Below are 23159 nucleotides of genomic sequence, written 5' to 3' on the forward strand. Positions count from 1 at the left end.
GGTAGCGATGGCGCGCCGTAAGAAACACGAAGAACATGAGAATCATGAACGCTGGTTGGTTTCCTACGCCGACTTCATCACGCTGTTGTTTGCGTTTTTTGTCGTGATGTACTCGATTTCCGCGGTTAATGAGGGCAAATACCGCGTGTTGTCGGAAACCCTGAAAGCCGTATTTTCTGAACCGGTGCGAAGCGAGAACCCCATCCAGGTTGGTGAAATCAGTCGAGGCGTGGGTCCGGAATCCCCTTCACCCGGCGATCCGTTGGAACCGGAATACCAGATTGAACTCCCTATAGTTGAGAGTGTGCCCCCTCCAGCCAGTGCCGAGGATGTCAAAACCATCAATGACCTGTCCCAGCAGTTTAGCTCTGCACTATCTGACCTGATTGATTCAGAGGATGTCATTATCAAGCAGGGTGATGACTGGCTGGAGTTGGAGATCAAATCCCGGGTTTTGTTTGAAAGTGGTGAAGCCCGACTTGAGCGGGCCGCCGTGCCCATCATCGGTGAAATCGCCGATATCCTGCAGAGTTCTGCCAACCCAATCCAGGTCGAAGGTTTCACCGATAATAATCCCATCAACACACCCCGCTTCCCATCCAACTGGGAGTTATCCGCTGCCCGCGCCGCCAGTGTGGTGCATTTGCTGGATCGCTATGGTGTGCAGCCGGGTCGGATGTCTGCTGCCGGCTTCGGCGAACATCGTCCGGTCGCCGATAACGACACGGAAGAAGGCCGCCAGAAAAACCGTCGCGTGGTTTTGGTGGTATTGGGCCGTGATGCCAGTCGCCGCAGCATGGAACTGTTCAATGCCGCCAACCCGCAACAGGCTGATGCTGACAATGAAGATATGACAGCCGGTGATGTTCCCATGACCAGCGGCGAGGCTACGCCATGAGCATCTGGGCAGTCTGTAATCAGAAAGGCGGGGTAGCCAAAACCACCACCGTGATTTCGCTGGCCAGTATACTGGCACAGCGTGGCGAGTCGACCCTGATTCTGGACTTGGATCCACACGGCTCAATGACGACTTATCTTGGCTACGACCCTGATGCGATTGAAACCAGCATCTATACCCTGTTTCAGAAACTGGATGAAACACCCAAAGAGGCGATTTTCCAGAGCCTGAAAAAAACACGCCATGACAACATTTTCCTGTTGCCGGCTTCGACGGCAATGGCAACATTGGATCGCCAGTTAGGTGCCACGCAGGGCAAGGGCCTCGTTATCCGTAAAACTCTGAGCTTTTTCAAAGACCGCTTCCAGCATGTGTTTATCGATTGCCCACCGATGCTTGGTGTCCTGATGATCAATGCGCTGGCCGCCTGTGACCGCCTGTTGATTCCGGTTCAGACTGAATTTCTGTCAATGAAAGGCTTGGAGCATATGCTGCATACGGTGTCGATGATCAATCATTCCCGCCGCAGTTCACTGCCCTATTTCATCATTCCCACCATGCATGACAGTCGATCCAGGGCAGCCAGTGATATTTTGCAGCAGTTGCATGACCAGTATAAAGGACAGGTCTGGAATGATGTGGTGCCGGTCGATCCGGCATTCCGTGAAGCCAGTAAACGGGGGCTCCCCCTGCCAGAAATGGAGCCACAGGCAGAAGGCAGCCTGGCTTACCAGCGTCTGCTGGACCAGTTGATACAAACCGAGGCGCAGCGCTCCCATGGCTAAGACACAAATCTACCAGCAGAAAGACGCGCTATCAGTCTATTTCCGGGATATGCTGGCTGAAACCAGGCATGTGGACGAGATACCGGCGCCCGTGACCGACAAGTCCCCTGCAGACATTAAGTCTGGTGCAGATACAGAGGCAACGCCCACAACGTCAACGCATGAAGCGGCTGCCTCCGAGGTCGATTCTGCACTGGGCCAGGAGACGACATCCGTCGTTTCAAGCCATAAATTACTGCTCTGTCAAGTTGCCGGGATCAAACTCGCTTTTGAAGTCTCTATGCTGAGTAATATTGTGCATTGGCCAAAATCAGGCCTGAACCAACTACCGGGTCGACAGGATTGGCAACTGGGTTTGTTCCGTGATCGTGAGCGATCAGTCGAAGTCATTGATATTCGTCACCTGCTGCAGTCTGCCCCGTCTCCTGTCGAACAGCCCAGTTTCATTTTATTGATGGCTGAACGCCATATTGGCATTGCCTGTGACGGCATCAACCAGATTATCAATATAGACAATGACCAGATTAACTGGCGCCGTGATACAACACAGCGCCCCTGGTTCAGCGGTGTTATTGCCGACTCCATGCATAGTATTCTTGACCTTCCCGCGCTCTTTACGGCACTGGAAAAAGGCGAGATGGCATGAAGTCTGCTTTGTATTCAACAAGATTAGCGAAGACTGTCAACAAACTGACGTTGCAGGCAAAAGGTTAGGGCCATGAGCGAAAAAGACAATACAGCGGAAGATCCGGTACTGCAGTGGGTCACCTATCAGTTAGAGGATGAATATTACGGCATCAATGTCATGCAGGTGCAGGAAGTCCTTCGGCTATCGGAAATCGCCCCTGTACCAGGCGCGCCAAGCTACGTTCTGGGTATCATTAACCTGCGCGGTAATGTCGTGACCGTGATTGATACCCGTGCCCGCTTTGGTCTGCCCCAGCAGGAAGCGACTGAAAATTCACGCATCATTATTGTTGAAGTGTCGGGACATGTGATTGGCATGCTGGTCGACTGCGTTGCCGAAGTGGTTTACCTGCACCAATCTGAGATTGACACAGCGCCCAATGTGAGTGATGACAGTTCACGATTCATTCAAGGTGTCTGTAACCGTGACAAGTACCTGCTGATCCTGGTCGACGTGAACAAACTCCTGGATCAGGAAGAAATCACCGACATTGCCGGGTTCTAGTGGGCTGAAGTCATCCGATGGCGGACGAAATCAGACCCACCATGCCGATTCCCCCGAGTCCTCCGGTGGCTCCCCCGCCGGAGGACAAGCGGCGTGAACGGCAAAAACCGTCAGAAGATGAACATGAAGCCGAGGATAAACCGGCAGAAAAAGCCCCTGATGATGACAAAGGGGGCCACATAGATGAATATGTTTAACTGCGCCGCATTGGCGTAAGGAGCCGCAAATGACTTTAGTCGTTGTGATAACTGTGATGAGTGCTGTGTTTCTGGTGATCGGCCTGGCGACTATGCACTTGATGAAACTGTACAAGCTGCAATCCGAGCGGATCCATACTCTGCAGAATCAACTCTCGGCCCTGTGTGAAGGCGCGGCTGGAACCGATGACCGTATTCTCCGGTTTGAACAGACGCTGGCTAAGATCCGTGATCATCAGCATGCTATTGATCTGACCGCTAACAGCCAGCCGGCTTATGATCACGCCATTCGCCTCGCACGCAAAGGCGCTGCCATCAATCAGTTGATTGATAACTGTAATCTCAGTGATGAAGAAGCTCATCTGATCAGTCGGCTGCACGGCCGCCAGGACAATCAGGCGGGCATGCACTAGTTTTTTATTTTGCCGGGAGAGATATCTGGCTGAGGTTTACCGACCAGATAGCCCTGCACAAAATCGACGCCATAGCCCCGCAATAGCTCCATCGTGCTCTCACGTTCAACGAACTCCGCCACCGTTTTCTTACCCAGGCTGTGAGCGATATCAATCATCGATTTAACCAGTAACTGATCCACCGGGTCACTGTCCAGATCGGTAATAAAGCCACCGTCGATTTTCAGAATATCAACCGGAAAATGCTTGAGATAACTGTAGGAATTAAAACCGGCACCGAAGTCATCCAGGGCAAAACGACAGCCAAGCGAACGCAGGCTGGTCACCATACGCTTGGTTAAATCAAAATTGGAAATGGCTGAGGTTTCGGTGATTTCAAACACCACCCGCTCCGGATCAATACCCGTCTGCTTGAGTTTGTTCTGCACCAGCGGGTAAAGCTTCTCATCCAGAAAGACGTTGCCGGACAGGTTTATCGCAAAAGCAATGTGTTCGGGCATCGCGCGTAACAGATCCAGCGCATGGTCAACGACCCAGAAGTCAATCTGATGAATCAGCCCCATTGCCTCGGCGACAGGAATGAATTCTTTCGGATAATACAGCACACCACCCTCGCCGCGCATTCTCAACAGGCATTCATAATGCGTGACCTCGGCACTCTCCAGCGCGAATATCGGTTGAAACTCAAGTAGGAAATGGCCTTCTTTCAGCGCCGCACGGATTCGCGGAGCCCATTGAACACTGTGGCGCAAGGTATGCATTTCCCGATCTTCCGGGTTATAGAAATGGACCCGGTTACGGCCGCGTTTTTTAGCGGTATAGCAGGCCTGGTTGGCATGCGACAGAATTTCGCCGACGGTGGTGATTTCACCCTGTGTGATCATTTTCACCCCGACACTCGCCGACAGGTGGTAGTGGTGACCATGGTGTTCAAAACTGTAACCATCAAACAGGTTTTTCAACCCTTCCGCCTGCTTGTGAACTGTTGTCTCATCGGTGTTATCCACCAACACAGCGAACTCATCAGAACCAATTCGCACCAGGGTATCGTTGACCCGGAAAAAGCGACGCAGGGTATTGGCCACCTGAACCAGCAGATTATCACCGGCTTCATGGCCTTCGGCATCATTGAGCACTTTGAAGCTGTCGAGATCGATGTAAAACAGGGCGCTAGTGCTCATAAAATTACGCACCTGAGTCAGGCTCAAATCCAGAGACTGTTCCAGTCGGCGCCGGTTAGCAAGACCGGTTAAATCATCGTGACTCACTGAAAACTGGAGTCTGGCTTCCATCACCTTGAGATTGGCCAGCTCGTCTTCCAGCTGCAACTGATGCTGAAAACTGACATCGCGCTCTCGCTTCACCGCCAGTGCTGTCATAATCGCCGGTGGCAATGATTCCGCAGTCATCGGATGATAGAGCAGAGAAGTGACACCATGCCCCAGATCAGTCAGCACCTGGGCGTGGTCCCAATGGGATTCTCGACACAGACGGATAATCGGTATCAGACGCCACTCATCGAACTGATCCATCATCAAGCGGGTGGCTTCGGCATCAAAACCGGGCAAATCATCATCCACGATTAGCAAATCGACATCACAACGATCATCGTGAATACCTTGTCGCAGCATTTGCAGCACACCGTCACCATCAGCGGCAGTATCAATCTGGCTGAAGCCACTGACCTGAAGCAGGGTCTTAGTGAAAGCAGTGTCAGCAGCACGACTGCCACCGATAATGATTTTGGCATCAAGGAGATCAGCGACAGCGGCAGACGATGCCGGGTCGCTCTCACTCAAGTCTGCCCCTGGTCGCAGCGGCAAACGATCCTTGATTTCCGTCTTCATTTAATTATCGTCGCTACATCAGGGTGACCAAAAAGGATATGGTTTGACGATATATTTTTTATATATAAAAATCAACACTTAATGAGATTTTTATAATGCTATTTATAAGGTTTTTTGTGACCCAGTCGAGAAATTCAGGATCATTACCTGATTAAATTAACGGTTACCGCTCGGAATTTTCCTTTTTATTTACAGGCACTTTGCCCGAGACCAGATAGGCATACGCAATCACCTCAGCAATAACCCGATATAGCATCGGTGGAATCTCTTCGCCCAGGCTTAAGTCACTTAATAACTCGGCTAACAGCGCATCTTCCCTGAGCGGGATATTATGTTCTCTGGCTATTCTCAGGATTTCCTCAGCAATGGCGCCTTCACCGCTGGCAGTAACGATGGGGGCATTTTCGCCATCATATTGCAGGGCAATGGCGCGCAGAATGTCATCTCTTTCACTCATACTGAAATATCCAGCAAATGATGTGGCAGACTGACTTCTGGCTCGATCGTCAGCGGTTTGACCGGGGCTTGTCGGCAACTGAGAAGGCTCACATTGACACCCAGCTTTTCAAGACGTTGATTCAGTTCATTGATGTGACGAGACAGTAATTCAGTACTTTCCTGTCGTTCCGCCAATATCAGTACCTGTACATCCTGCTGATGCAACGTGATTCTTGCCTGCATCGGGCCCAGATTCTGCGTCTCCAGATTCAGTTGAACCTGCCAGATAGCCTCATCTTCCTGATTGCTATTGCTGCCATGCTGCTCCAGCCGCATCTGCAGCATCTCCAGTTGCTGTTTATCTTTCACCGGCAAATCAAACAACCAGACGTTACTACTGGGACTATCCGGATCACGTAGCATCGACAACTGGTTGAACTGTATTCGTGCTGACGCCGACTCCACGTCACGTAACAGCTCTCTCAATATCTGCCATTCCGCCGCTCTGATAGCGGCCTGCTGAGCCGGTGCGCCCGCCATTTCTCTCGCCTGAATAAATGCCTGCACTCCGGTCAGGTTGGCGGACTGCGATGGCTGAGCGGCAACCGGTGGTGTCTGGGTGTTTTGTCCGGCTAATCCGGACAAAAGTCCCAGTAATAATTGCATCGGTGTCTGACCACGACTCGCCAGCGCGGGTGGTACCTGAGCGGGCAGGTTTCTGAATTCCTGTGGCGTGCTGATTAACTGGCGCAGCGCTGTTTGTACTTCAGCAGGCAGCTTCTGCATCAATTGTGGATTATCCAGCACACGCGTCTGTCCAGGCTGGGCCAATTCCGTTCTGAGTTGCTGGGCAAGTTGCAGCAGATTGGCTTTCAGATCCTGTCCGACAATGCTTTGGTCAGCACCATTTTTCAGCCGGTTTTCCAGAAACAAACCACTGTTATTCAGCGCCTGACGAAGCCCCTCCGCCTGCTGTAGATTCTGACGCTCACTCAGCCCCTGCATTAGCTGGGTCAGACTCTGCCTGACCGGTTCGGACAATGTCATCGAGGAAGGTAATTGACCGAGGGTCGTCAAACTGGCTGCTGTACGGTTAAATTGCGGTAATAAATCCCGCTGGTATTGCTGAATCAGTTCCGCCCGGGTGGATGACCCTGCTTTGAGTTGCACTGCCAGTGGCTGCTCCTGCAATACTGCCAATGCCAGGCGTTGACCAGGGCGGAAGTTCTGATTTATCTGGCTGATATCGACTTCAATCTGCGATGGCAGTCTGGGCATGCCTGTCATCGCAGCTTGGCTTGCAAGGGGAGCAGCCAATGTCGGCGCCACCAGTAAACGGTTCTGCGCCAGCAGTTTGATGACTTCTACCGCAACTTGCTGGCCCTGTCTCAGCAATGCAGCAGGCTGAAAACTCTCGCCAGTCGCCGCACTGATACGAATCACAGGTTTGCCATTCTCAACCGCGCGTTCAAGCTGCACAGACTGACCTGGCTGCAGTGCCTGGCGAGTGTTCAACTGATACTGATTGTCACCTATCTGCACCCGGACTGTGTCTGCCGACACACGCGCGAGCACAGTCGCTTGCACCCGTTGCCCTTCTGCAACAGCAGCAAGCAAGCGTGTAGAGACATCCCTGACGACTTCCGGTTGCTGACCGGATGAGGGATTTATTTGCATGGATACGCTATCAGTTCAAACATAATGCTAGTATAGCAATGAGTAGATTGCGCAGAGCAACGGGCAATGAATCATTCATATGGACAATGGTATCTTCGCAGAAACGGAGAGATTTCCGGGCCTTTTAATGCGTCGGTGATCACTAAGCACTTGCAGATCGGCAGGCTATCCATGGAGGATGAAGTCTCTGCTGACAGTGAGCATTGGTTGCCACTGGCAAAACAACCGGCATTGCATCCAAGCCGGGATGACACTGACAAAGCCCGCCGCTATCTTGACGAGCGTACCGGACTGGATCGACGTAACAAGCGGAAAGCCCCTCCCCGGGAAGCGCGCAAAAGACGCGGGGATCGACGTTCACCTGAAGCCGAAGAGACCCAGTCACATCGTGCTTTACGACGATATCTGATGCAGCAGTTCCGTCAGCGAAAAGAAAAAATGTTCTGGCCGCTGCTGATGACTTTTGTCCTGTTGCTGGCGCTGACCATGATGGCGACGCTCTACCCCACCAAAATTCCGGTCCCCATGCCTAATTGCTCGGCACCGGCTGCGCCCGGCGTGAACTGGAATAATTGTCTGAAACCCGATCTTTCTCTGAACGGCAGCGATCTCAGCAATGCCAGCTTCCGCAACAGTCAGATGGTCAGGGCCGACTTGATGAATACTCTGCTAAGCAACGCCGACCTGGCTTACGTCAACCTGCATCAGGCTAATCTCAGTTACAGTAACTTGAGTCAGGCCAGTCTTTTCGGCAGTCAGTTGACCGAAGCCGATCTTGCTTACGCGGATTTGAGCGGGGCGGATCTTGCCTATGCCGACCTCAGTAACGCCAAACTGGGTGGTGCTGAACTCAGAGGAGCACGGCTGGATAAAGCCATCTGGATTGATGGGCGGGAATGTGCCCAGGGTTCTGTCGGTGAGTGTTTGCTCTCAAGCCAGTAGAGACTTTAGCTGGCGGTCCTGCGTTTTTGCCAGCAACAACTGCGACACAATGCTGCCCCATAAAGCCAGAAACATATCCCATTGCGCATCCCAGTTATCGCCCTGAGTGCCCAGAAATGCCTCTGCTGCCTGCTGGTTAATTTCAGCCACCCACCATTCGATAAATTCATAACAGGCACTGACGGCAAGACTGACGCAACAGAGTAGGAAAAACAGCCACTTGCCACGTTGTAAAGGTGAAGTCCTGAGTAACAACTCCCGCCCCAGCATCGCCGGGACCACACCCTGTACAAAATGCCCCAGCCGGTCGTAATGATTTCTGGCCAGATCCCACTCCTGCTGAATCCAGTCAAAAAGCGGATTCTCAGCATAGGTATAATGCCCGCCCACAATGAGAATCAGAGCGAACACGGCAATCACCCGGACAGTGATCAAGGTAAGTGGGAAAGCACGGTGACTGGCAAGTAATAGTGGGATGGCAATCATCACCGGCAAGACTTCCATCAACCAGGTAAGACGATCCGCAACCGGGTCAATTGCGGAATAGAGCAGACTGGCTGTGACAATCATCAGCCAGAGCAATTTTTCCCCGTTAATGCTCATATTGCGGCCTTCACCCAAAAATTCCGACCGCTAACAGGACTCAGTGCAGGGTTCTGGGGACAGCCAGCGTGAAGGCCGGTATCGCCACTTCGAATTGCTCACCATCATCCCCCACCATTTTGTAATGGCCCTGCATCATGCCCACTGGCGTGTCGAGCATGGCGGCACTGGTATAAGTAAACTCCTGCTCCGGAGCCAGATAAGGATGCAGTCCCACGACACCATCGCCCTCCACTTCCTGCTCATGGCCATCGCCACCGGTAATCTTCCAGTAACGGGACAACAGTCTTGCGGCAGCCTGACTGTGGTTTTTAATAGTGATGGTATAGGCAAACAGATAGCGGGCTTTATCGGGGTCGGATTCCTGATCCAGATAGGTGGTTTCTACATTAACTTGAATGTGATTATTTTCATCGCTCATACTTAATTATACATCGCTTTGGCCGCCAGCAAGCGGGCGCCGTTGAGTCCAACTTCCGGTTGCAGAACGAGCTTGACCGGGATGCCCTGCATCAAATCCTGCATCCGCCCTTTACTGTTGAAAGCCTCAAGAAAATTCGACTGCTCCAGTAACTCGAGGTTCTTGGCGGCGATACCGCCAGCGATATAGAGTCCAGCAGTGGGCATGACCGTCAACGCCAGATTACCGGCCTGCGCCCCGTAGATGCTGAAAAACATCGCCATCGCCTCACAGGCCAACGGATCCCTGTCGCGGGCGAAGACACTGATGGCATGGGCGCCATCGTCGTTGACCATAGCAACACGGCAGTCCGGATTTTCTTCCAGCTGTCGGTAATCACGCAGGAAGTTGTAAATGGTAACGAGCCCCTCGCCTGATACCACCCGTTCATAGGAGACATGACCGAAACGCTCCAGCAGGTGCTCAAACAATCTTAACTGCGTCCGGTCTGCCGGGGCGAAATCGCTATGCCCCCCTTCGGTCGGATACACCTGCCAGCCATTATCGTTAGCAATTAGATACGCCTGGCCCAGACCGGTGCCGGCGCCGATAACGGCCCGTGGTCCGAGGCGTTCATCACCAGCCTGCAGCACCAGTAACTCATCTTCACTCAGGCTCTCGATACCGTAGCCGACGGCCTCAAAATCATTGCACAGCATGACCTGTTTCAAATCAAACCGGGCCTTGATTTCAAGGCTGTTCAGTTGCCAGGGAAGATTGGTCACGCGGGCCGTTTCACCCTGCACCGGACCGGCTACGGCAAAGCAGGCAGTAATCTCACGGCAGTCAGTCACCGGCGTCAGAAACGCCGACAGCATCTGCTCAAAATCCGGGTAGTCAGCACTTTGATAGCGCTCTGCCAGAACCACTTCGCCGGCAGCCGTACTGAGCTGCATCAGCGTTTTGGTCCCACCAATATCGGCTGCGAGCAGATAGGCCATGATTACTGTCCGGCAGCGGCTTTATCCATAAACCAGTAATAATCATTTTCTGGTGCCAGACGCTGAACCGGCAGCCCGCTGACGGCATCAGTGGTGATGTCACGGACAATCTCGGCTTTGGCCTCGCCGGCAATAAACACGATGACCTGACGCGCGGCATTGATGACCGGATAGGTCATGGTCACCCGCCAGGAATCAAATTTCTCCACATAAAGGCTGGTGGTCAGCGTGTCGGTCACATCCAGCGCCGGTGTTTCCGGGAATAAAGAGGCGATATGACCATCGGGTCCCAGCCCCAGCAACAGCAAATCAAACGGCGCACCGTTCATCACTTCCTGCATGGTTTCAGCATAACGTTTGGCCACATCAGCGGGTTCATTACTCTCGGTGGGCATGCGGTGTACATTCTCAGCCGGGATCGGCACCAAATCGATCATCGCCTGACGCGCCATTTTGAAGTTACTGTCATCATGTGTTGGCGGCACGCAGCGCTCATCACCAAAAAACAGGTGGACCCGCGACCAGTCAATCTGCTCGACAAATGGTGATGTCGCCAGTTTCTGGTACAGACCTTTCGGTGTTGAACCACCGGCCAAAGCCACATAGAACACACCGCGCTTGGCGATAGCAGCCCTTGCGGTGGCGACAAAATGCTCTGCGGCGGCGTCAATCAGGCTGGCCGAGTCCGGCAGGATCTTTTGTTCTGCTTTCATGAATTTCCTCTATTACTGCTTATTTTCAAAATGAAACGTGAGCGGCTGGTGAACTGCCCGTTTTCGCACCCAGGTCACAGTTCTGACACAGCCTAATGGCTAGCATGATATATGAAAACAGCCCCCAGTTGAGATACTCTTGACGCTCACAAGCCAAATTCACAAGGACTGACTATGAAAGCTTTTTTCGTTCTGATTCCCCTACTGCTGCTGTCTCCTCTCGCTCAGGCAAATGATGCCATGCAGCTGGGCATTATCAATCTGGATGCCAGCGCGAGCCGCGAAGTGGAAAACGACGAACTGGTGACGCGGCTTGAGGTGACTGAAAGCGGTCGTGATCCGGCCAAACTCACCGATCTGGTTAATCAGAAGACCGCACTGGTGCTGGATGCAGTCAAAAACTTCAAAGCGATTGAAGCCGAAACATCCAGCTATAACACCCGCCCTGTATACAATGATGGCAAGATCACTGCCTGGCAGGTTTCTCAGCAACTGACGCTGGAAACCAGTGAGTTCGATCAGATGAGCCAGCTGATTGCCGATATCAGCTCCATGGCCAATATCCAGTCGATGCAGTTTCAGGTTTCCGACACTAAAGCCGAAGCCGTCAAACAGGAACTGCTGAAAGAGGCGATTGCCAAATTCAAATCCAAAGCACGAGACGTCGCCGGCGAATTTGATCGCTCCGGTTACGAGCTGGTGAACCTGTCGATCGATGGCAACGATTTTTCGCCGAGACCGATGATGGAACGTGCCACGATGATGGCCTCAGACAGCTTGAGCAAGGGCGCGCCAGCAGCCCTGGCAGGCGGTAAGAATGATGTAACACTGACGGTCAGAGGCAGTGTCCAGCTTAATCTGCAATAAACATTTCCGCTCAAAAAAGGCCTGCTTATGCAGGCCTTTTTTTATTTCAGGAACAAAGGGTAAGCCGGATTATCGGTCTCTTCCCAATAACTATAGCCCAGGGTATCGAGGAAAGTCTGAAACTCTTTCTCGTAGTCCGCCGGCACTTGGATCCCGACCAGCACCCGGCCATAAGCCGCACCATGATTGCGATAGTGGAACAGACTGATGTTCCAGCGCTTGCCGATACGAGTCAGAAAACGCAGCAAAGCACCCGGCCGCTCCGGAAACTCAAAACGGATCAGACGCTCATCAGTCACCTGCGGTGCATGACCACCGACCATGTAACGGATATGCAACTTGGCCATCTCATTATCGGTAAAGTCGACCCACTCGTAGCCGCCTTTATCCAGCAAATCAAATAGCTGCCGACGCTCTTCATCCTTGCCGTTAATGCGGACACCGACAAACACCTGCGCCTGTTGGTCATCAGCATAACGATAGTTGAACTCGGTTATCCCCCGATCGCCCAGTGACTTGCAGAACTGCTGGAAACTGCCCGGTTTTTCATCAATTTTGGTCGCAAACAAGACTTCTCTGCGTTCCCCGATTTCTGCACGCTCGGCAACGTGACGCAGACGATCGAAATTGATATTGGCGCCACTGTCGATTACCACCATGTGCTGGTTCTGCATCGGATTCTGCGCCAGGTATTTCTTGATACCGGCGACAGCCAAAGCGCCGGATGGCTCGGCAATCGAGCGGGTATCTTCGAAAATATCCATGATGGCCGCACACAACTCATCACTGTCAACGGTGACTACCTCATCGACAGTCTCACGGCAGATTCGAAATGGTTCTTCGCCGACCTGTCTCACTGCGGTACCGTCGGCAAACAAGCCAACCTGATCCAGTTTGACCCGTTCATCGGCCTCCAGTGCGGCTTTGAGACTGGCCGCATCGGCCGGCTCCACAGCGATGATTTTGATTTCCGGCCAGAAGGCTTTCACGTAAGCCGCGATGCCGGAAATCAGGCCGCCACCACCGACCGGGACAAAAATCGCATGCAGCGGATCCGGGTGCTGACGGATAATTTCCATCGCAATCGTGCCCTGACCGGCAATCACCTCCGGATCGTCGTAGGGGTGAATGAAAGTCCGCCCTTCTTTTTCGGAAATATCTTTGGCAAAGGCACCGGCATCGTCATAGCTGTTGCCGTGCAGATTGATTTCGGCGCCCAATGCCCGCACTGCTTCGATTTTGATCGGTGGCGTCGTTTTGGGCATAACAATAATGGCGGAAATGCCCATTTTATGAGCAGCGAGCGCCACCCCCTGGGCATGGTTACCGGCTGACGCACACACCACACCGCGGGCTTTCTCCGCTTCGCTCAACTGGCTCATGCGGTTGTAAGCACCGCGCAGCTTGAACGAAAATACCGGCTGCAAATCCTCGCGCTTGAGCAGAATCGTATTGTTCAGGCGCTTTGACAGCCTGGGCATCACATCCAGCGGCGTCTCCTGAGCAACATCGTAAACCCGGGCTTTGAGGATCTTTTCTACATAGGCTGTGAGCATTGCCATCCAAATTCAGTCAGTTATGAAAATCAGGGAGCCAACAAAGACGGCTCGTGACCGCTTACGTTACCATTGACACTGATTTATCTCTATAATTGCCGGGATAATTTTTTAAGCAATCTGAATTCAAGAGGAAGTAGATATGAACGCTGATGAAATGAAAAAGCAGGCTGCCTGGGCAGCGCTGGAATACATCAAAGGTGACGGCATCGTCGGTGTCGGTACCGGCTCTACTGTGAATCACTTTATCGATGCCCTGGCCACCATCAAAGGTCGCATTGAAGGGGCTGTTTCCAGCTCAGAAGCTTCCACTGAAAAACTCAAAGCCAATGGCATCAAAGTCTATGACTTGAATGAATGCAATGAAATCGAAGTCTATGTCGATGGTGCGGATGAATCCAATGCCTATCTGGAACTGGTCAAAGGTGGCGGCGGTGCACTGACGCGTGAAAAAATCATTGCTGCGGCGAGCAAACAATTTGTCTGTATCGTCGATGCCAGTAAACAGGTCGATGTGCTGGGCAAATTCCCATTGCCGGTGGAAGTGATTCCCATGGCGCGCAGCTACGTCGCCCGCGAAATCGTCAAACTGGGTGGTCAGCCTGTTTACCGTGAAGGCTTTATCACTGATAACGGCAACGTCATTCTCGATGTCCATGGCCTTGACATCATGGAGCCCATCAAAATGGAAAAAACCCTGAATGATATCGTCGGCGTGGTGACTAACGGCCTGTTTGCGATGCGCCCGGCAGATGTACTGCTGGTTGGTAGCGAAGAAGGCACCGAAACCGTTCACGCAAAATCCTGATAACCTGAGGCCGGTCGCCTGAAGCGGCCGGCCCGTTTTCTAACAATTGGCGACTCTATGTTCAGACCGCTCAGCCTCTATATCGGTATGCGCTACACCCGCGCAAAACGCCGCAACCACTTTATTTCCTTCATATCCCTGACTTCGATGCTGGGGGTCGCTCTGGGCGTCGCCGCCCTGATCACTGTCCTCTCAGTGATGAATGGCTTTGAAAAAGAACTGAAGGAACGCATTCTGGGCATGACCTCCCACGCGTTTATTACCGGTGCGGACGGTACCCTGCAGGACTGGCAGAGTCTGCAGGCCCGGATTCAGGACTTTCCGGACTTGCAGGACTCAGCACCCTTTGTTGAAGGTCAGGCAATGCTGAGTCAGGGCAACCGCGTTCGCGGCACCCTGGTTCGCGGTATTGATGTCGAACTGGAACAGACCGTATCCAGTATCGGTGACAAAGTGGTTCAGGGTCAGCTTTCAGCGCTGGAGGAAGGCAGTTTCGGCATTGTGCTGGGTAAAGATCTGGCCATGGCGATGGGCGTCGTCACCGGCGATAAAATCACCATGATTACCCCGCATGTCAGCCCGACGCCAGCGGGGGTGATTCCCCGTCTCAAACGCCTGACCGTGGTCGGTATTTTCGAAATCGGCATGTATGAGTACGACAGCGCGCTGGCGGTGATGAATATCCGTGATGCCGCCAAATTGTTCAAACTTCCCAATCAGGGTGTCACCGGTCTGCGGCTCGAGTTTGATGATGTGTTCCGCGCCCCGCAGCTGCTGAGAGCAGTGATGCAGGATGTGCCGACCCATTATCGCGGCGCCGACTGGACTTATCAGCACGCCAACTTTTTCCGTGCGCTTAAGACGGAAAAAACCGTGATGTTTGTGATTCTGATGTTGATTGTCGCCGTGGCGGCTTTTAATATCGTTTCCACCCTGGTCATGATGGTCACCGATAAACGCGCCGATATCGCCATCCTCAGAACACTGGGTATGACGCCGGGCAAGGTGATGGGCATCTTTATGGTTCAGGGTACGCTGATCGGCCTGATAGGTACCGCGCTGGGGGTTATCGGCGGTATCCTGCTGGCGCTGAATATCGAAACCCTGATTGCCAAGCTGGAAAACCTGATTGGCTACCAGTTCCTGCCTGCCGATGTCTATTACATCAGCAGCCTGCCCTCAGACCTGCAATACAACGATGTCAGCGTAATCGCCGTCACCGCTTTTGTATTGTCGATTCTTTCCACGCTCTACCCTTCCTGGCGAGCAGCCCAGGTGAAACCGGCCGAGGCGCTTCGTTATGACTGATTCCGTATTGTCTGCCAGCAACCTGGCCAAATCCTTTACCGATGGTGGCCTGGAAACCCATGTACTGGAGAATATCAATCTTGAAGTGAACAGGGGTGACCGGCTGGCGATTGTCGGCAGTTCCGGCTCCGGCAAAAGCACCCTGCTTCATATTCTGGGTGGTCTCGACAACCCGACTCAGGGCAAAGTGCTGGTCAGTGGCCAGGATATTCATGCCCTTGGCAACAAAGCGGCCTGCCGGCTGCGTAATCAGCAACTGGGCTTTGTCTATCAGTTTCATCATCTTCTGCCGGAGTTTACTGCGGTAGAGAATGTGGCGATGCCTCTGGTCATCGGTGGTATGGCGCCAAAGCCGGCGCAGCAGAAGGCACGTGAATTACTGGACAGAGTCGGCCTCGGTCACCGGCTGGAACACAAACCGGGCGAATTGTCCGGCGGTGAAAGGCAACGTGCGGCACTGGCTAGAGCCCTGATTACCGGGCCCACCTGCCTGCTGGCTGATGAACCGACCGGTAACCTGGATCACCGCACCGCACAGTCAATCTTTGAACTGTTGTTACAACTCAATAAAGATCTGGGCACCGCGCTGGTGATAGTCACGCATGACACCGAGCTAGCCGCAAAAATGGACCGGACGATGACCCTGATGGACGGCGTTTTACAGTCAGACGCCTGAGCGTGAATTGTGCTTGTGGGGGCGCTTGATCCAGCTGCGAATAACCACCAGCCGCCAACCGATGCGAACAAACAGCACGCCGACCAGCGCCGCCAGCAAGCCCAGAATAGTGCAGCCTAACAACAAGGGCTGCCAGATTTTCAGAAACTCGTAACTGAACCATTCCCAGGTGGGGCTGAAAGCATACTGCCCCATGGGGACTTCCAGAATCCAGGCCCCCAGTTTGTAGCTATAGAAGAAGATTGGCGCAAAGGTGAAGGGGTTGGTTACCCAGACCGCCATTGACGCCACCGGCAGGTTAACCCTGAGCCAGATAGCGAGTGCGGCGGCAATAAACATCTGACCCAGCACCGGCATAAAGCCGACAAATAAACCCAAGGCCATACCGCCCGCAACCGAACGCCGGTTCAGGTGCCAGAGCCTTGGCTCGGTCAGCCGTTGACCAAACTTGCGCAGATGGGGATGTTCGCGCATCGTTTCGTGATCTGGCATGATGCGTTTTAGGAATTTACGAGGCATCGTGTCTCAGTCGTGCAAAGTCGGCGTCATTATAGGGATATATGGTTAAAACCGCCATCGCGTTTTTGCTGGGCTGCACACTATGTCTGAACCTGAGTGAACTGCCCCGCTATGGATGGCTGCTGGCAGTGGCTTTGCCTTTTTTATGCTGGTTCAGACAAAGCGTGCTCAGCGCCTTCATTGTCGGCCTGTTATGGGCCGGATTTCAAGCGCAGCTCAGAATTGACCAGCGTCTGCCTGATGATCTCGTGGGTCATGACAGCGTGCTGACTGGCGTCATTGCTTCCATTCCTGAACAGCATGACAGGGTTTTACGTTTCAATTTCCAGCCCGACGATGATGCTTTCCCCAAACTGATTCGATTGAGCTGGTATTATCCCGGTGAGCGCCTGCCCGGCCCTGGTGAGCGCTGGCAGCTCGAGGTCAGACTCAAGCCACCCTCGGGCATGAAAAACCCCGGCAGCTTTGACTATGAAAAGTGGCTGTTTACAGAAGGCATCGGTGCCACTGGCTATATTCGCAAAAGCCCGTCCAACCAGCTGCTCGAACCGGCATCTGCCTGGCACCTCGATGCATGGCGACTGGATATTGAGCACCAACTCAACCGTTTGCTGGAGGATGCCCGACATCTGCCTTTTATTCTGGGCTTATCTGTAGGACAGCGTGAGCAACTGACGCCTGAACACTGGCAGGTACTGCGCGATACCGGCACCAGTCACTTGCTGGCGATCTCCGGCCTGCATATCGGACTTGCCGCCGCACTGGGCTTTTTTCTGTTTCGCTGGGGCTGGAGTCTGTCCCTGTATACCCTCAAGCTGTTACCGGCCAGACAGGTCGGCGCGCTGGGCGGGTTCAGCTTTGCCTTGTTTTATGCGCTGTTGGCCGGGATGGCTGTTCCGACGCAACGTGCGCTCATCATGGTCAGTACGGTTATGCTGGCCTTGCTGTTGAAACGCCCACTCTACCCCAGCCATATTCTGGCGCTCAGTCTGATAGTGGTATTGCTGTTTGATCCCTTTTCGGTGCTCAGCGCCGGTTTCTGGCTTTCCTATTCTGCTGTGGCGCTGATTCTGTTGACCTGCAGCTCACGGTTTCCGGCCAGCCGCATTAACTGGATTTCGATCCACCTGTGGCTGGCTTTAGGCTTAATGCCCTTGCTGATCATATTCTTTAATCAGGTTTCACTGATATCACCGCTGGCGAATCTGGTTGCGGTTCCGCTGGTGAGTTTTTTGGTTGTACCCTTGATTCTGGCCGGCATGTTGCTGTTGCCGCTGACTGTGACTATTAGCCAGTTTGTGCTGTCGGTGGCCGATGATTTACTTCACTGGCTCTGGCAGTTACTGAACTGGTTGTCTTCGTTGCCATTTGCCGACTGGCACGTAGCGGAAATGCCCTGGCAAATGACACTGCTGGTAGCACTGCTAAGTCTGCTGTTGTTATTGCCACGCGCCATGCCGGCAAAGTGGCTGGGGCTTTTACCTGTTGTTGCGCTCGTCAGCTATCATCCGGACAGGCCTGCAGCGGGTCAGATCTATGTCACTTTGCTTGATGTCGGTCAGGGTCTGTCTGCCGTCGTCGAAACCCACTCGCATACGCTGGTCTTTGATACCGGTCCCCGCTACAGCGAACGCTTTGATACCGGCACAGCAGTCGTTGCCCCCTATTTGCTGAGCCGTGGCATTGATCAAGTCGATACATTGGTTGTCAGTCACAGCGATAACGACCACATTGGCGGTGTGGCGGGCCTCAAATCACTGGTCTCAGTCACAGAGACGCTCAGCAGTGATACGGCGGCGCTGCCTGATGCCAGCCCCTGTATGGCAGGTCAGCAATGGCACTGGGATGGGGTGACGTTTGAAATCCTGTTGCCGCTTGGCAATCAGCATGGCAGTGACAATAACCGCTCCTGCGTGCTCAAAGTCACCGCGGCCAATCTCAGCCTGTTGCTGCCGGGAGATATTGAGCGCGATAGTGAAAATCAGCTGCTGGCCAGGTATGGCGGTCTACTAGACACCGATATTCTGGTGGTTCCCCATCATGGCAGCCGGACCTCCTCCACTACCAGCTTTGTGCAAGCGGTGAACCCCGTCTATGCGTTGTTTCCGGTAGGCTACCGTAATCGCTGGGGTTTTCCTAAACAAGACGTGCTTGAGCGCTATCTTGATCAGGGAAGCATCATTTTGCGCAGCGATCAGCATGGCGCAATTCTGTTCCGGGAAAATGGGGACTTTGTGACCTGGCGTCAAAACGCTGCCGGTCTGTGGACAGCAAACTACTGAGTCTCGTCTTTTTCAAGTATGATGAGCGCTGTCATCATTGGATCAACAGAGACGAAATATCATGCTGGAACTGTTTAAAGCAGGCGGTTGGTTGATGATACCGCTGTTTATCTGTTCGGTTATCTCCATTGCCATTATCGCCGAACGCTTCTGGAGTCTTCAGACCAGACGCATTGCCCCCTCAGAGCTGGTCACGCAGATCTGGCAGTGGCTGCAATACAATCAGGTGGATGAACAGCGCATCAAAGCCTTGCAGAATAACTCGCCGCTGGGCCAGATACTGGCTGCCGGTCTGACCAATCGCTACAGCTCCCGGGACATCACTAAAGAGAGCATTCAGGATGTGGGCCGCCATGTCACTGTGGCGATGGAGCGCAATCTCAATACCCTCGGCACTATCGCCGCGATCTCACCGCTTATCGGACTACTGGGTACGGTGGTCGGCATGATCAAGGTTTTTGCTGTGATTACGGCTGAAGGTGTAGGTAACCCGGAAACCCTGGCAGGTGGTATTTCAGAAGCGTTGATCACCACCGCTGCCGGTCTCGTGGTTGCGATCCCCAGCCTGATTTTCTACCGCTACTATCGTGGCAAAATCAGCAAGCTCGTCGTCGGCATGGAAGAGCAGGCCATGAAATTGATCGAAATTCTGCATGGCGAACGTCAATTTGATGTGGATGAGGAAACCCGTCGTGAATCTGTCACCACAACGCTCTGAAGATCCCGATGTCAATCTGACACCGATGATTGACGTCGTCTTTCTGCTGTTACTGTTTTTTATGGTCTCCACCAGCTTTATCCGCGAGAGTTCGCTGAAAGTGGACCTGCCGGAGGCGACCGGCGAAGCGATGGTCGAGCAGGCGCAGCCGATCGATATCGTGATTCAGGCTGATGGTCAGTTTCTGATCAATGATGAAGTGTTGGCGGTGGTGAACCGTGATAACCTGAAAACCCGATTACGCTCGGCTGCCGGGGACAATCAGGACCCGCACATCATCATCAGCGCCGATGCTGACGCTCAGTACCAGCATATTGTGACCGCCATGGATACGGCTCAGCAGATGGGCTACAGCAAGCTTACCCTGGCGACCCGACAAACCCGAACAGAGAACGAATGACAGATAACAATGTTGAAATCAGCGCTGTGCAGTTGTACAAGCGCCTGTTGAGCTATGCCAAGCCCTACTGGCGTGCCTTTGTGGCGGTCGTGCTGGCCATGGTGGTGTATGCCGGCACTGAAGCGGGCGTTGCCATGCTCATGAAACCCTTGATGGATCAGGGCTTTGTTGATCGCGATCCCAATATCATTCAGTATATTCCTGTCGCAATTATTGGCCTGTTTCTGGTGCGCGGACTGGCTGATTTTTTCACCACCTACGGCCTGGGCTGGATAGCGCGTAATGTGATCAAAACCCTGCGTGAGCAGATGTTCAACAAACTGCTGGTATTGCCTGCACCGTTTTATGATCACAGTACCTCAGGTCAGTTGATGTCTAAGCTGGTTTATGACGTAGAGCAGGTCGCATCAGCCGCCACGGATGCCGTTCTGACCATCATCCGTGACAGCCTGACTATCATTGGTCTATTGGTCTGGATGTTCTACCTCAGCGGCTTTTTATCCTTGCTGATTTTCTTTACCGTCCCTTTTATCGCTTTGCTGGTTTACTACGTCAGCATTCGTTTTCGCCGTATCAGCAAAAATATTCAGAACTCGATGGGCGATGTCAGTCATGTCTCCGGCGAAATCATTGAAGGACATCGTGAGGTAAAAACCTTTGGCGGCCAGACCTACGAAGCCAGACGATTTGATAAGGTGAATCAGGGCAACCGCCGCCAACAGATGAAAAAAATTGCAACCGATGCGGTCAGTCAGCCCCTGACCGCGCTGATTGCAGCTGTGGGGATGGCATTAGTGATTTATATTGCCACCCTTCCGCAGATGCTGGAACAGATCACGGTGGGCGACTTTATTTCCTTTATTACAGCGATGATGATGCTGCTGACACCGATGAAGCGACTGACCAAAGTCAATGCCAAGCTTCAGGCCGGGATTGCGGCGGCTGAGAGTATTTTCAATCTGCTGGATGAAGAGCCCGAAGTCGATGCAGGTCAGCGTCAACTTCAACGGGCACAGGGTCACATCGAATATCGTGATGTGAGCTTCAGCTACAAACCGGATAAGGGCCAGGTCCTCAGTCACATCAGCTTCAGTGCCAAACCGGGACAGACTATCGCCTTTGTCGGTCATTCCGGCAGTGGCAAAACCACCCTGGTCAGCCTGCTGGCGCGTTTTTACAACGTCAGTGAGGGGCAGATTCTGATTGATGGTATCGATATCAATGAACTGCAACTGGCGGATTTAAGACGCCAGATTTCATTGGTAAATCAACAGGTTGTGCTGTTCAACGACAGCATTGCTAACAATATCCGCTATGGCTTGCCCGACGAGATCAGTGAAGAAGCCATCATTGAGGCTGCCCGATCCGCCCATGCCTGGGATTTTATCCAGCGGTTACCGGACGGTTTGCATACCCAGGTCGGTGAAAACGGAGTACTGCTCTCCGGCGGACAGCGTCAGCGGCTGGCGATTGCCCGGGCGCTGCTGCGGGATGCGCCCATCCTGATCCTCGATGAAGCCACCTCGGCACTGGATACCGAAGCAGAACGTCATATTCAGGCAGCGCTGGAAAACCTGATGCAGCAACGCACCACACTGGTCATCGCCCACCGCCTGTCGACCATTGAAAAAGCCGATTTCATTGTAGTGATGCACAATGGTGAGATTATGGAAACCGGCACCCACGGCGAACTGCTGGCGAAAGGTAAGCACTATGCCGAACTGCATCGCCTGCAATTTCAGGAGCAGGCATAAATCCAATGAAATGGCTCAGTGACAGCTGGTACCGACCGCATCCGGTGCGCTGGCTGCTGTTACCGCTGAGCCTGCTTTATCGCCTTATCAGTGCCGCTCGCAGAAGCGCTTACCAGCGCGGTTGGCTGACCCGTCATAAAATGCGGGTCCCGGTGATTGTTGTTGGCAATATCAGTGTCGGCGGCACCGGTAAAACCCCCTTTGTCTTGTGGCTCTGTGCTCAGCTAAAACAAGCCGGATACACCCCGGGCATTATCAGCCGCGGTTATGGCGGCAAGGCCAAACAGTATCCACTTGATGTAAGGTGTGACACCGCCACGGGGGAAGCCGGTGACGAGCCGGTATTGATCGCCCGGCGCAGTGGCTGTCCGGTCGTCGTCGACCCGAACCGCAGTGCCGCAGCGGTACATCTGCTGAGTCAGCAGTCCTGTGATGTCATTATTTCCGATGATGGTCTTCAGCACTATGCGTTGGAACGTGATATCGAAATCTGTCTGGTCGACAGTGAGCGGCGTTTTGGCAATAAGCTCTGCCTGCCGGCAGGACCACTGCGTGAACCGATAGCTCGGCTGCAGTCGGTCGATTTTGTGGTTTATCACGGTGAAGCGGCGAGCCAGCGCTACCAGATGCAACTGGAGGCCCGTCGCTGGCATAATCTCGCCGAGCCGGAAAAGCAGCTACCACTGACCGCATTCCACGAGCAGGAAGTGCATGCTGTGGCCGGCATCGGCCACCCGCAGCGCTTTTTCGATTTATTGTGCGAGCAGGGCATCATTGTGCACCCGCATGCTTTTGACGACCATCATGACTTTTCTGCCGCCGATCTGGACTTTGCCGATGAGCTACCGGTACTGATGACTGAGAAGGATGCGGTAAAATGTCAGGCATTCACCCGGCCAAATCACTGGTATCTGCCGGTGACCGCGCGCATTGATGACAGCCTGGCCCAAGCCATACTGAACAAATTAAAGGATCCAAGCGATGGATAATGCCTTACTGGAAATTCTGGCCTGCCCCGCCTGCAAAAGTAGTCTGCATTACGACAAAGCCCGTCAGGAACTGGTTTGTCGAGGCTGCCGGCTGGCCTATCCTATCCGGGATGATATACCGGTCATGCTGATTGAAGAAGCACGTGAACTGGCCGCTGACGAAGAGATTTAAATCG

General features: G+C 53.3%; 26 protein-coding genes. 17 read left to right on the plus strand and 9 right to left on the minus strand.

What is annotated here, in order from left to right:
- Nucleotides 1-7: 7 nt before the first annotated feature.
- The 6 genes from motD (at nt 8) to OMQ46_RS10715 (ending at nt 3485) form a co-directional block, all read left to right on the plus strand.
- Nucleotides 8-898 (plus strand): flagellar motor protein MotD, encoded by an 891-nt coding sequence (gene motD, locus OMQ46_RS10690; RefSeq protein ID WP_266236847.1) that lies wholly within the window; start codon nt 8-10, stop codon nt 896-898.
- On the plus strand, nt 895-1683 hold the full coding sequence (locus OMQ46_RS10695; RefSeq protein WP_266236849.1) for a ParA family protein: 789 nt from the start codon (nt 895-897) through the stop codon (nt 1681-1683). Before motD ends, OMQ46_RS10695 begins: the two co-directional genes overlap by 4 nt.
- Nucleotides 1676-2329, plus strand: coding sequence for a chemotaxis protein CheW (locus OMQ46_RS10700; protein ID WP_266236850.1), 654 nt, complete (start codon nt 1676-1678; stop codon nt 2327-2329). Before OMQ46_RS10695 ends, OMQ46_RS10700 begins: the two co-directional genes overlap by 8 nt.
- 72 nt (nt 2330-2401) lie before the next feature.
- Nucleotides 2402-2875 (plus strand): chemotaxis protein CheW, encoded by a 474-nt coding sequence (locus OMQ46_RS10705; RefSeq protein ID WP_266236851.1) that lies wholly within the window; start codon nt 2402-2404, stop codon nt 2873-2875.
- Nucleotides 2876-2892: 17 nt separating this feature from the next.
- Entirely contained in the window at nt 2893-3072 is a 180-nt protein-coding gene (locus OMQ46_RS10710; RefSeq protein WP_266236852.1) for a hypothetical protein, read from the plus strand.
- 29 nt (nt 3073-3101) lie between these two features.
- Entirely contained in the window at nt 3102-3485 is a 384-nt protein-coding gene (locus tag OMQ46_RS10715) for a DUF2802 domain-containing protein (protein WP_266236853.1), read from the plus strand.
- Here the strand turns inward: OMQ46_RS10715 and OMQ46_RS10720 are convergent.
- The 3 genes from OMQ46_RS10720 to OMQ46_RS10730 form a co-directional block, all read right to left on the minus strand.
- A complete protein-coding gene (locus tag OMQ46_RS10720) occupies nt 3482-5332 on the minus strand; it encodes a putative bifunctional diguanylate cyclase/phosphodiesterase (RefSeq protein ID WP_266236854.1) in 1851 nt (616 codons plus the stop codon). The two genes, OMQ46_RS10715 and OMQ46_RS10720, sit on opposite strands and share 4 nt — an antisense overlap.
- A 163-nt stretch (nt 5333-5495) precedes the next feature.
- Nucleotides 5496-5789: an EscU/YscU/HrcU family type III secretion system export apparatus switch protein gene (locus tag OMQ46_RS10725; protein ID WP_266236856.1), complete on the minus strand. Its 294-nt coding sequence runs from the start codon at nt 5787-5789 to the stop codon at nt 5496-5498.
- On the minus strand, nt 5786-7447 hold the full coding sequence (locus OMQ46_RS10730) for a flagellar hook-length control protein FliK (protein ID WP_266236857.1): 1662 nt from the start codon (nt 7445-7447) through the stop codon (nt 5786-5788). The genes OMQ46_RS10725 and OMQ46_RS10730 overlap by 4 nt, the downstream gene beginning before the upstream one ends.
- A 66-nt stretch (nt 7448-7513) precedes the next feature.
- Here OMQ46_RS10730 and OMQ46_RS10735 point away from each other — a divergent pair, with 66 nt between their 5' ends.
- On the plus strand, nt 7514-8389 hold the full coding sequence (locus OMQ46_RS10735) for a pentapeptide repeat-containing protein (RefSeq protein WP_266236858.1): 876 nt from the start codon (nt 7514-7516) through the stop codon (nt 8387-8389).
- Here the strand turns inward: OMQ46_RS10735 and OMQ46_RS10740 are convergent.
- From OMQ46_RS10740 to pgl, 4 genes are read right to left on the minus strand one after another with little or no spacing between them, the layout of a single operon-like run.
- Entirely contained in the window at nt 8378-8992 is a 615-nt protein-coding gene (locus OMQ46_RS10740; protein ID WP_266236860.1) for a DUF2238 domain-containing protein, read from the minus strand. The genes OMQ46_RS10735 and OMQ46_RS10740 overlap by 12 nt on opposite strands.
- Nucleotides 8993-9032: 40 nt before the next feature.
- Nucleotides 9033-9413, minus strand: a complete 381-nt coding sequence (gene apaG, locus OMQ46_RS10745; protein ID WP_266236861.1) for a Co2+/Mg2+ efflux protein ApaG — start codon at nt 9411-9413, stop codon at nt 9033-9035.
- 2 nt (nt 9414-9415) lie between these two features.
- Nucleotides 9416-10393, minus strand: coding sequence for a glucokinase (locus tag OMQ46_RS10750; RefSeq protein ID WP_266236862.1), 978 nt, complete (start codon nt 10391-10393; stop codon nt 9416-9418).
- Nucleotides 10394-10395: 2 nt separating this feature from the next.
- The gene (gene pgl, locus OMQ46_RS10755) at nt 10396-11106 is read right to left on the minus strand and encodes a 6-phosphogluconolactonase (RefSeq protein WP_266236863.1); all 711 of its coding nucleotides are present in this window, start codon (nt 11104-11106) and stop codon (nt 10396-10398) included.
- Nucleotides 11107-11280: 174 nt separating this feature from the next.
- Here pgl and OMQ46_RS10760 point away from each other — a divergent pair, with 174 nt between their 5' ends.
- The gene (locus tag OMQ46_RS10760; protein WP_266236864.1) at nt 11281-11973 is read left to right on the plus strand and encodes an SIMPL domain-containing protein; all 693 of its coding nucleotides are present in this window, start codon (nt 11281-11283) and stop codon (nt 11971-11973) included.
- A 41-nt stretch (nt 11974-12014) separates the two neighbouring features.
- On the opposite strand, the gene ilvA is transcribed toward OMQ46_RS10760, so the two are convergent.
- Entirely contained in the window at nt 12015-13529 is a 1515-nt protein-coding gene (ilvA, locus tag OMQ46_RS10765) for a threonine ammonia-lyase, biosynthetic (protein ID WP_266237050.1), read from the minus strand.
- Between the two features lie 142 nt (nt 13530-13671).
- On the opposite strand from ilvA, the gene rpiA reads away from it, so the two are divergent.
- From rpiA to lolD, 3 genes are read left to right on the plus strand one after another with little or no spacing between them, the layout of a single operon-like run.
- The gene (rpiA, locus tag OMQ46_RS10770) at nt 13672-14337 is read left to right on the plus strand and encodes a ribose-5-phosphate isomerase RpiA (RefSeq protein WP_266236866.1); all 666 of its coding nucleotides are present in this window, start codon (nt 13672-13674) and stop codon (nt 14335-14337) included.
- Between the two features lie 57 nt (nt 14338-14394).
- Nucleotides 14395-15645, plus strand: a complete 1251-nt coding sequence (locus OMQ46_RS10775) for a lipoprotein-releasing ABC transporter permease subunit (RefSeq protein WP_266236868.1) — start codon at nt 14395-14397, stop codon at nt 15643-15645.
- The gene (gene lolD / locus OMQ46_RS10780) at nt 15638-16321 is read left to right on the plus strand and encodes a lipoprotein-releasing ABC transporter ATP-binding protein LolD (RefSeq protein ID WP_266236870.1); all 684 of its coding nucleotides are present in this window, start codon (nt 15638-15640) and stop codon (nt 16319-16321) included. The genes OMQ46_RS10775 and lolD overlap by 8 nt, the downstream gene beginning before the upstream one ends.
- Here the strand turns inward: lolD and OMQ46_RS10785 are convergent.
- Nucleotides 16310-16840, minus strand: a complete 531-nt coding sequence (locus tag OMQ46_RS10785; RefSeq protein ID WP_266236871.1) for a DUF2062 domain-containing protein — start codon at nt 16838-16840, stop codon at nt 16310-16312. The genes lolD and OMQ46_RS10785 overlap by 12 nt on opposite strands.
- A 41-nt stretch (nt 16841-16881) precedes the next feature.
- On the opposite strand from OMQ46_RS10785, the gene OMQ46_RS10790 reads away from it, so the two are divergent.
- The 6 genes from OMQ46_RS10790 (at nt 16882) to OMQ46_RS10815 (ending at nt 23155) form a co-directional block, all read left to right on the plus strand.
- Nucleotides 16882-19122: a DNA internalization-related competence protein ComEC/Rec2 gene (locus OMQ46_RS10790; protein ID WP_266236872.1), complete on the plus strand. Its 2241-nt coding sequence runs from the start codon at nt 16882-16884 to the stop codon at nt 19120-19122.
- 61 nt (nt 19123-19183) lie between these two features.
- The gene (locus OMQ46_RS10795) at nt 19184-19840 is read left to right on the plus strand and encodes a MotA/TolQ/ExbB proton channel family protein (protein ID WP_266236873.1); all 657 of its coding nucleotides are present in this window, start codon (nt 19184-19186) and stop codon (nt 19838-19840) included.
- Nucleotides 19815-20240 carry an ExbD/TolR family protein gene (locus OMQ46_RS10800; RefSeq protein ID WP_266236874.1) on the plus strand — a complete coding sequence of 142 codons (426 nt, stop codon included), beginning with the start codon at nt 19815-19817 and terminating at the stop codon, nt 20238-20240. Before OMQ46_RS10795 ends, OMQ46_RS10800 begins: the two co-directional genes overlap by 26 nt.
- On the plus strand, nt 20237-21994 hold the full coding sequence (msbA, locus tag OMQ46_RS10805) for a lipid A export permease/ATP-binding protein MsbA (RefSeq protein ID WP_266236876.1): 1758 nt from the start codon (nt 20237-20239) through the stop codon (nt 21992-21994). The genes OMQ46_RS10800 and msbA overlap by 4 nt, the downstream gene beginning before the upstream one ends.
- Nucleotides 21995-21999: 5 nt before the next feature.
- The gene (gene lpxK, locus OMQ46_RS10810) at nt 22000-22983 is read left to right on the plus strand and encodes a tetraacyldisaccharide 4'-kinase (protein WP_266236877.1); all 984 of its coding nucleotides are present in this window, start codon (nt 22000-22002) and stop codon (nt 22981-22983) included.
- Nucleotides 22976-23155 (plus strand): Trm112 family protein, encoded by a 180-nt coding sequence (locus OMQ46_RS10815; RefSeq protein WP_266236879.1) that lies wholly within the window; start codon nt 22976-22978, stop codon nt 23153-23155. The genes lpxK and OMQ46_RS10815 overlap by 8 nt, the downstream gene beginning before the upstream one ends.
- The last annotated feature ends 4 nt before the right edge of the window (nt 23156-23159 follow it).

The sequence above is a fragment of the Methylophaga sp. OBS1 genome, from assembly GCF_026319365.1.

Bases quoted from the DNA above. Each gene is read 5' to 3' on its own strand.
- lolD (WP_266236870.1), top strand. From the start codon at position 15,638: ATGACTGATTCCGTATTGTCTGCCAGCAACCTGGCCAAATCCTTTACC.
- apaG (WP_266236861.1), bottom strand. From the start codon at position 9,413: ATGAGCGATGAAAATAATCACATTCAAGTTAATGTAGAAACCACCTAT.
- OMQ46_RS10760 (WP_266236864.1), top strand. From the start codon at position 11,281: ATGAAAGCTTTTTTCGTTCTGATTCCCCTACTGCTGCTGTCTCCTCTC.
- OMQ46_RS10795 (WP_266236873.1), top strand. From the start codon at position 19,184: ATGCTGGAACTGTTTAAAGCAGGCGGTTGGTTGATGATACCGCTGTTT.
- OMQ46_RS10700 (WP_266236850.1), top strand. From the start codon at position 1,676: ATGGCTAAGACACAAATCTACCAGCAGAAAGACGCGCTATCAGTCTAT.
- ilvA (WP_266237050.1), bottom strand. From the start codon at position 13,529: ATGCTCACAGCCTATGTAGAAAAGATCCTCAAAGCCCGGGTTTACGAT.
- lpxK (WP_266236877.1), top strand. From the start codon at position 22,000: ATGAAATGGCTCAGTGACAGCTGGTACCGACCGCATCCGGTGCGCTGG.
- OMQ46_RS10695 (WP_266236849.1), top strand. From the start codon at position 895: ATGAGCATCTGGGCAGTCTGTAATCAGAAAGGCGGGGTAGCCAAAACC.
- msbA (WP_266236876.1), top strand. From the start codon at position 20,237: ATGACAGATAACAATGTTGAAATCAGCGCTGTGCAGTTGTACAAGCGC.
- motD (WP_266236847.1), top strand. From the start codon at position 8: ATGGCGCGCCGTAAGAAACACGAAGAACATGAGAATCATGAACGCTGG.
- OMQ46_RS10715 (WP_266236853.1), top strand. From the start codon at position 3,102: ATGACTTTAGTCGTTGTGATAACTGTGATGAGTGCTGTGTTTCTGGTG.
- OMQ46_RS10730 (WP_266236857.1), bottom strand. From the start codon at position 7,447: ATGCAAATAAATCCCTCATCCGGTCAGCAACCGGAAGTCGTCAGGGAT.
- OMQ46_RS10735 (WP_266236858.1), top strand. From the start codon at position 7,514: ATGAATCATTCATATGGACAATGGTATCTTCGCAGAAACGGAGAGATT.
- OMQ46_RS10790 (WP_266236872.1), top strand. From the start codon at position 16,882: ATGGTTAAAACCGCCATCGCGTTTTTGCTGGGCTGCACACTATGTCTG.
- OMQ46_RS10785 (WP_266236871.1), bottom strand. From the start codon at position 16,840: ATGCCTCGTAAATTCCTAAAACGCATCATGCCAGATCACGAAACGATG.
- OMQ46_RS10815 (WP_266236879.1), top strand. From the start codon at position 22,976: ATGGATAATGCCTTACTGGAAATTCTGGCCTGCCCCGCCTGCAAAAGT.
- rpiA (WP_266236866.1), top strand. From the start codon at position 13,672: ATGAACGCTGATGAAATGAAAAAGCAGGCTGCCTGGGCAGCGCTGGAA.
- OMQ46_RS10750 (WP_266236862.1), bottom strand. From the start codon at position 10,393: ATGGCCTATCTGCTCGCAGCCGATATTGGTGGGACCAAAACGCTGATG.
- OMQ46_RS10720 (WP_266236854.1), bottom strand. From the start codon at position 5,332: ATGAAGACGGAAATCAAGGATCGTTTGCCGCTGCGACCAGGGGCAGAC.
- pgl (WP_266236863.1), bottom strand. From the start codon at position 11,106: ATGAAAGCAGAACAAAAGATCCTGCCGGACTCGGCCAGCCTGATTGAC.
- OMQ46_RS10710 (WP_266236852.1), top strand. From the start codon at position 2,893: ATGGCGGACGAAATCAGACCCACCATGCCGATTCCCCCGAGTCCTCCG.
- OMQ46_RS10705 (WP_266236851.1), top strand. From the start codon at position 2,402: ATGAGCGAAAAAGACAATACAGCGGAAGATCCGGTACTGCAGTGGGTC.
- OMQ46_RS10775 (WP_266236868.1), top strand. From the start codon at position 14,395: ATGTTCAGACCGCTCAGCCTCTATATCGGTATGCGCTACACCCGCGCA.
- OMQ46_RS10740 (WP_266236860.1), bottom strand. From the start codon at position 8,992: ATGAGCATTAACGGGGAAAAATTGCTCTGGCTGATGATTGTCACAGCC.
- OMQ46_RS10725 (WP_266236856.1), bottom strand. From the start codon at position 5,789: ATGAGTGAAAGAGATGACATTCTGCGCGCCATTGCCCTGCAATATGAT.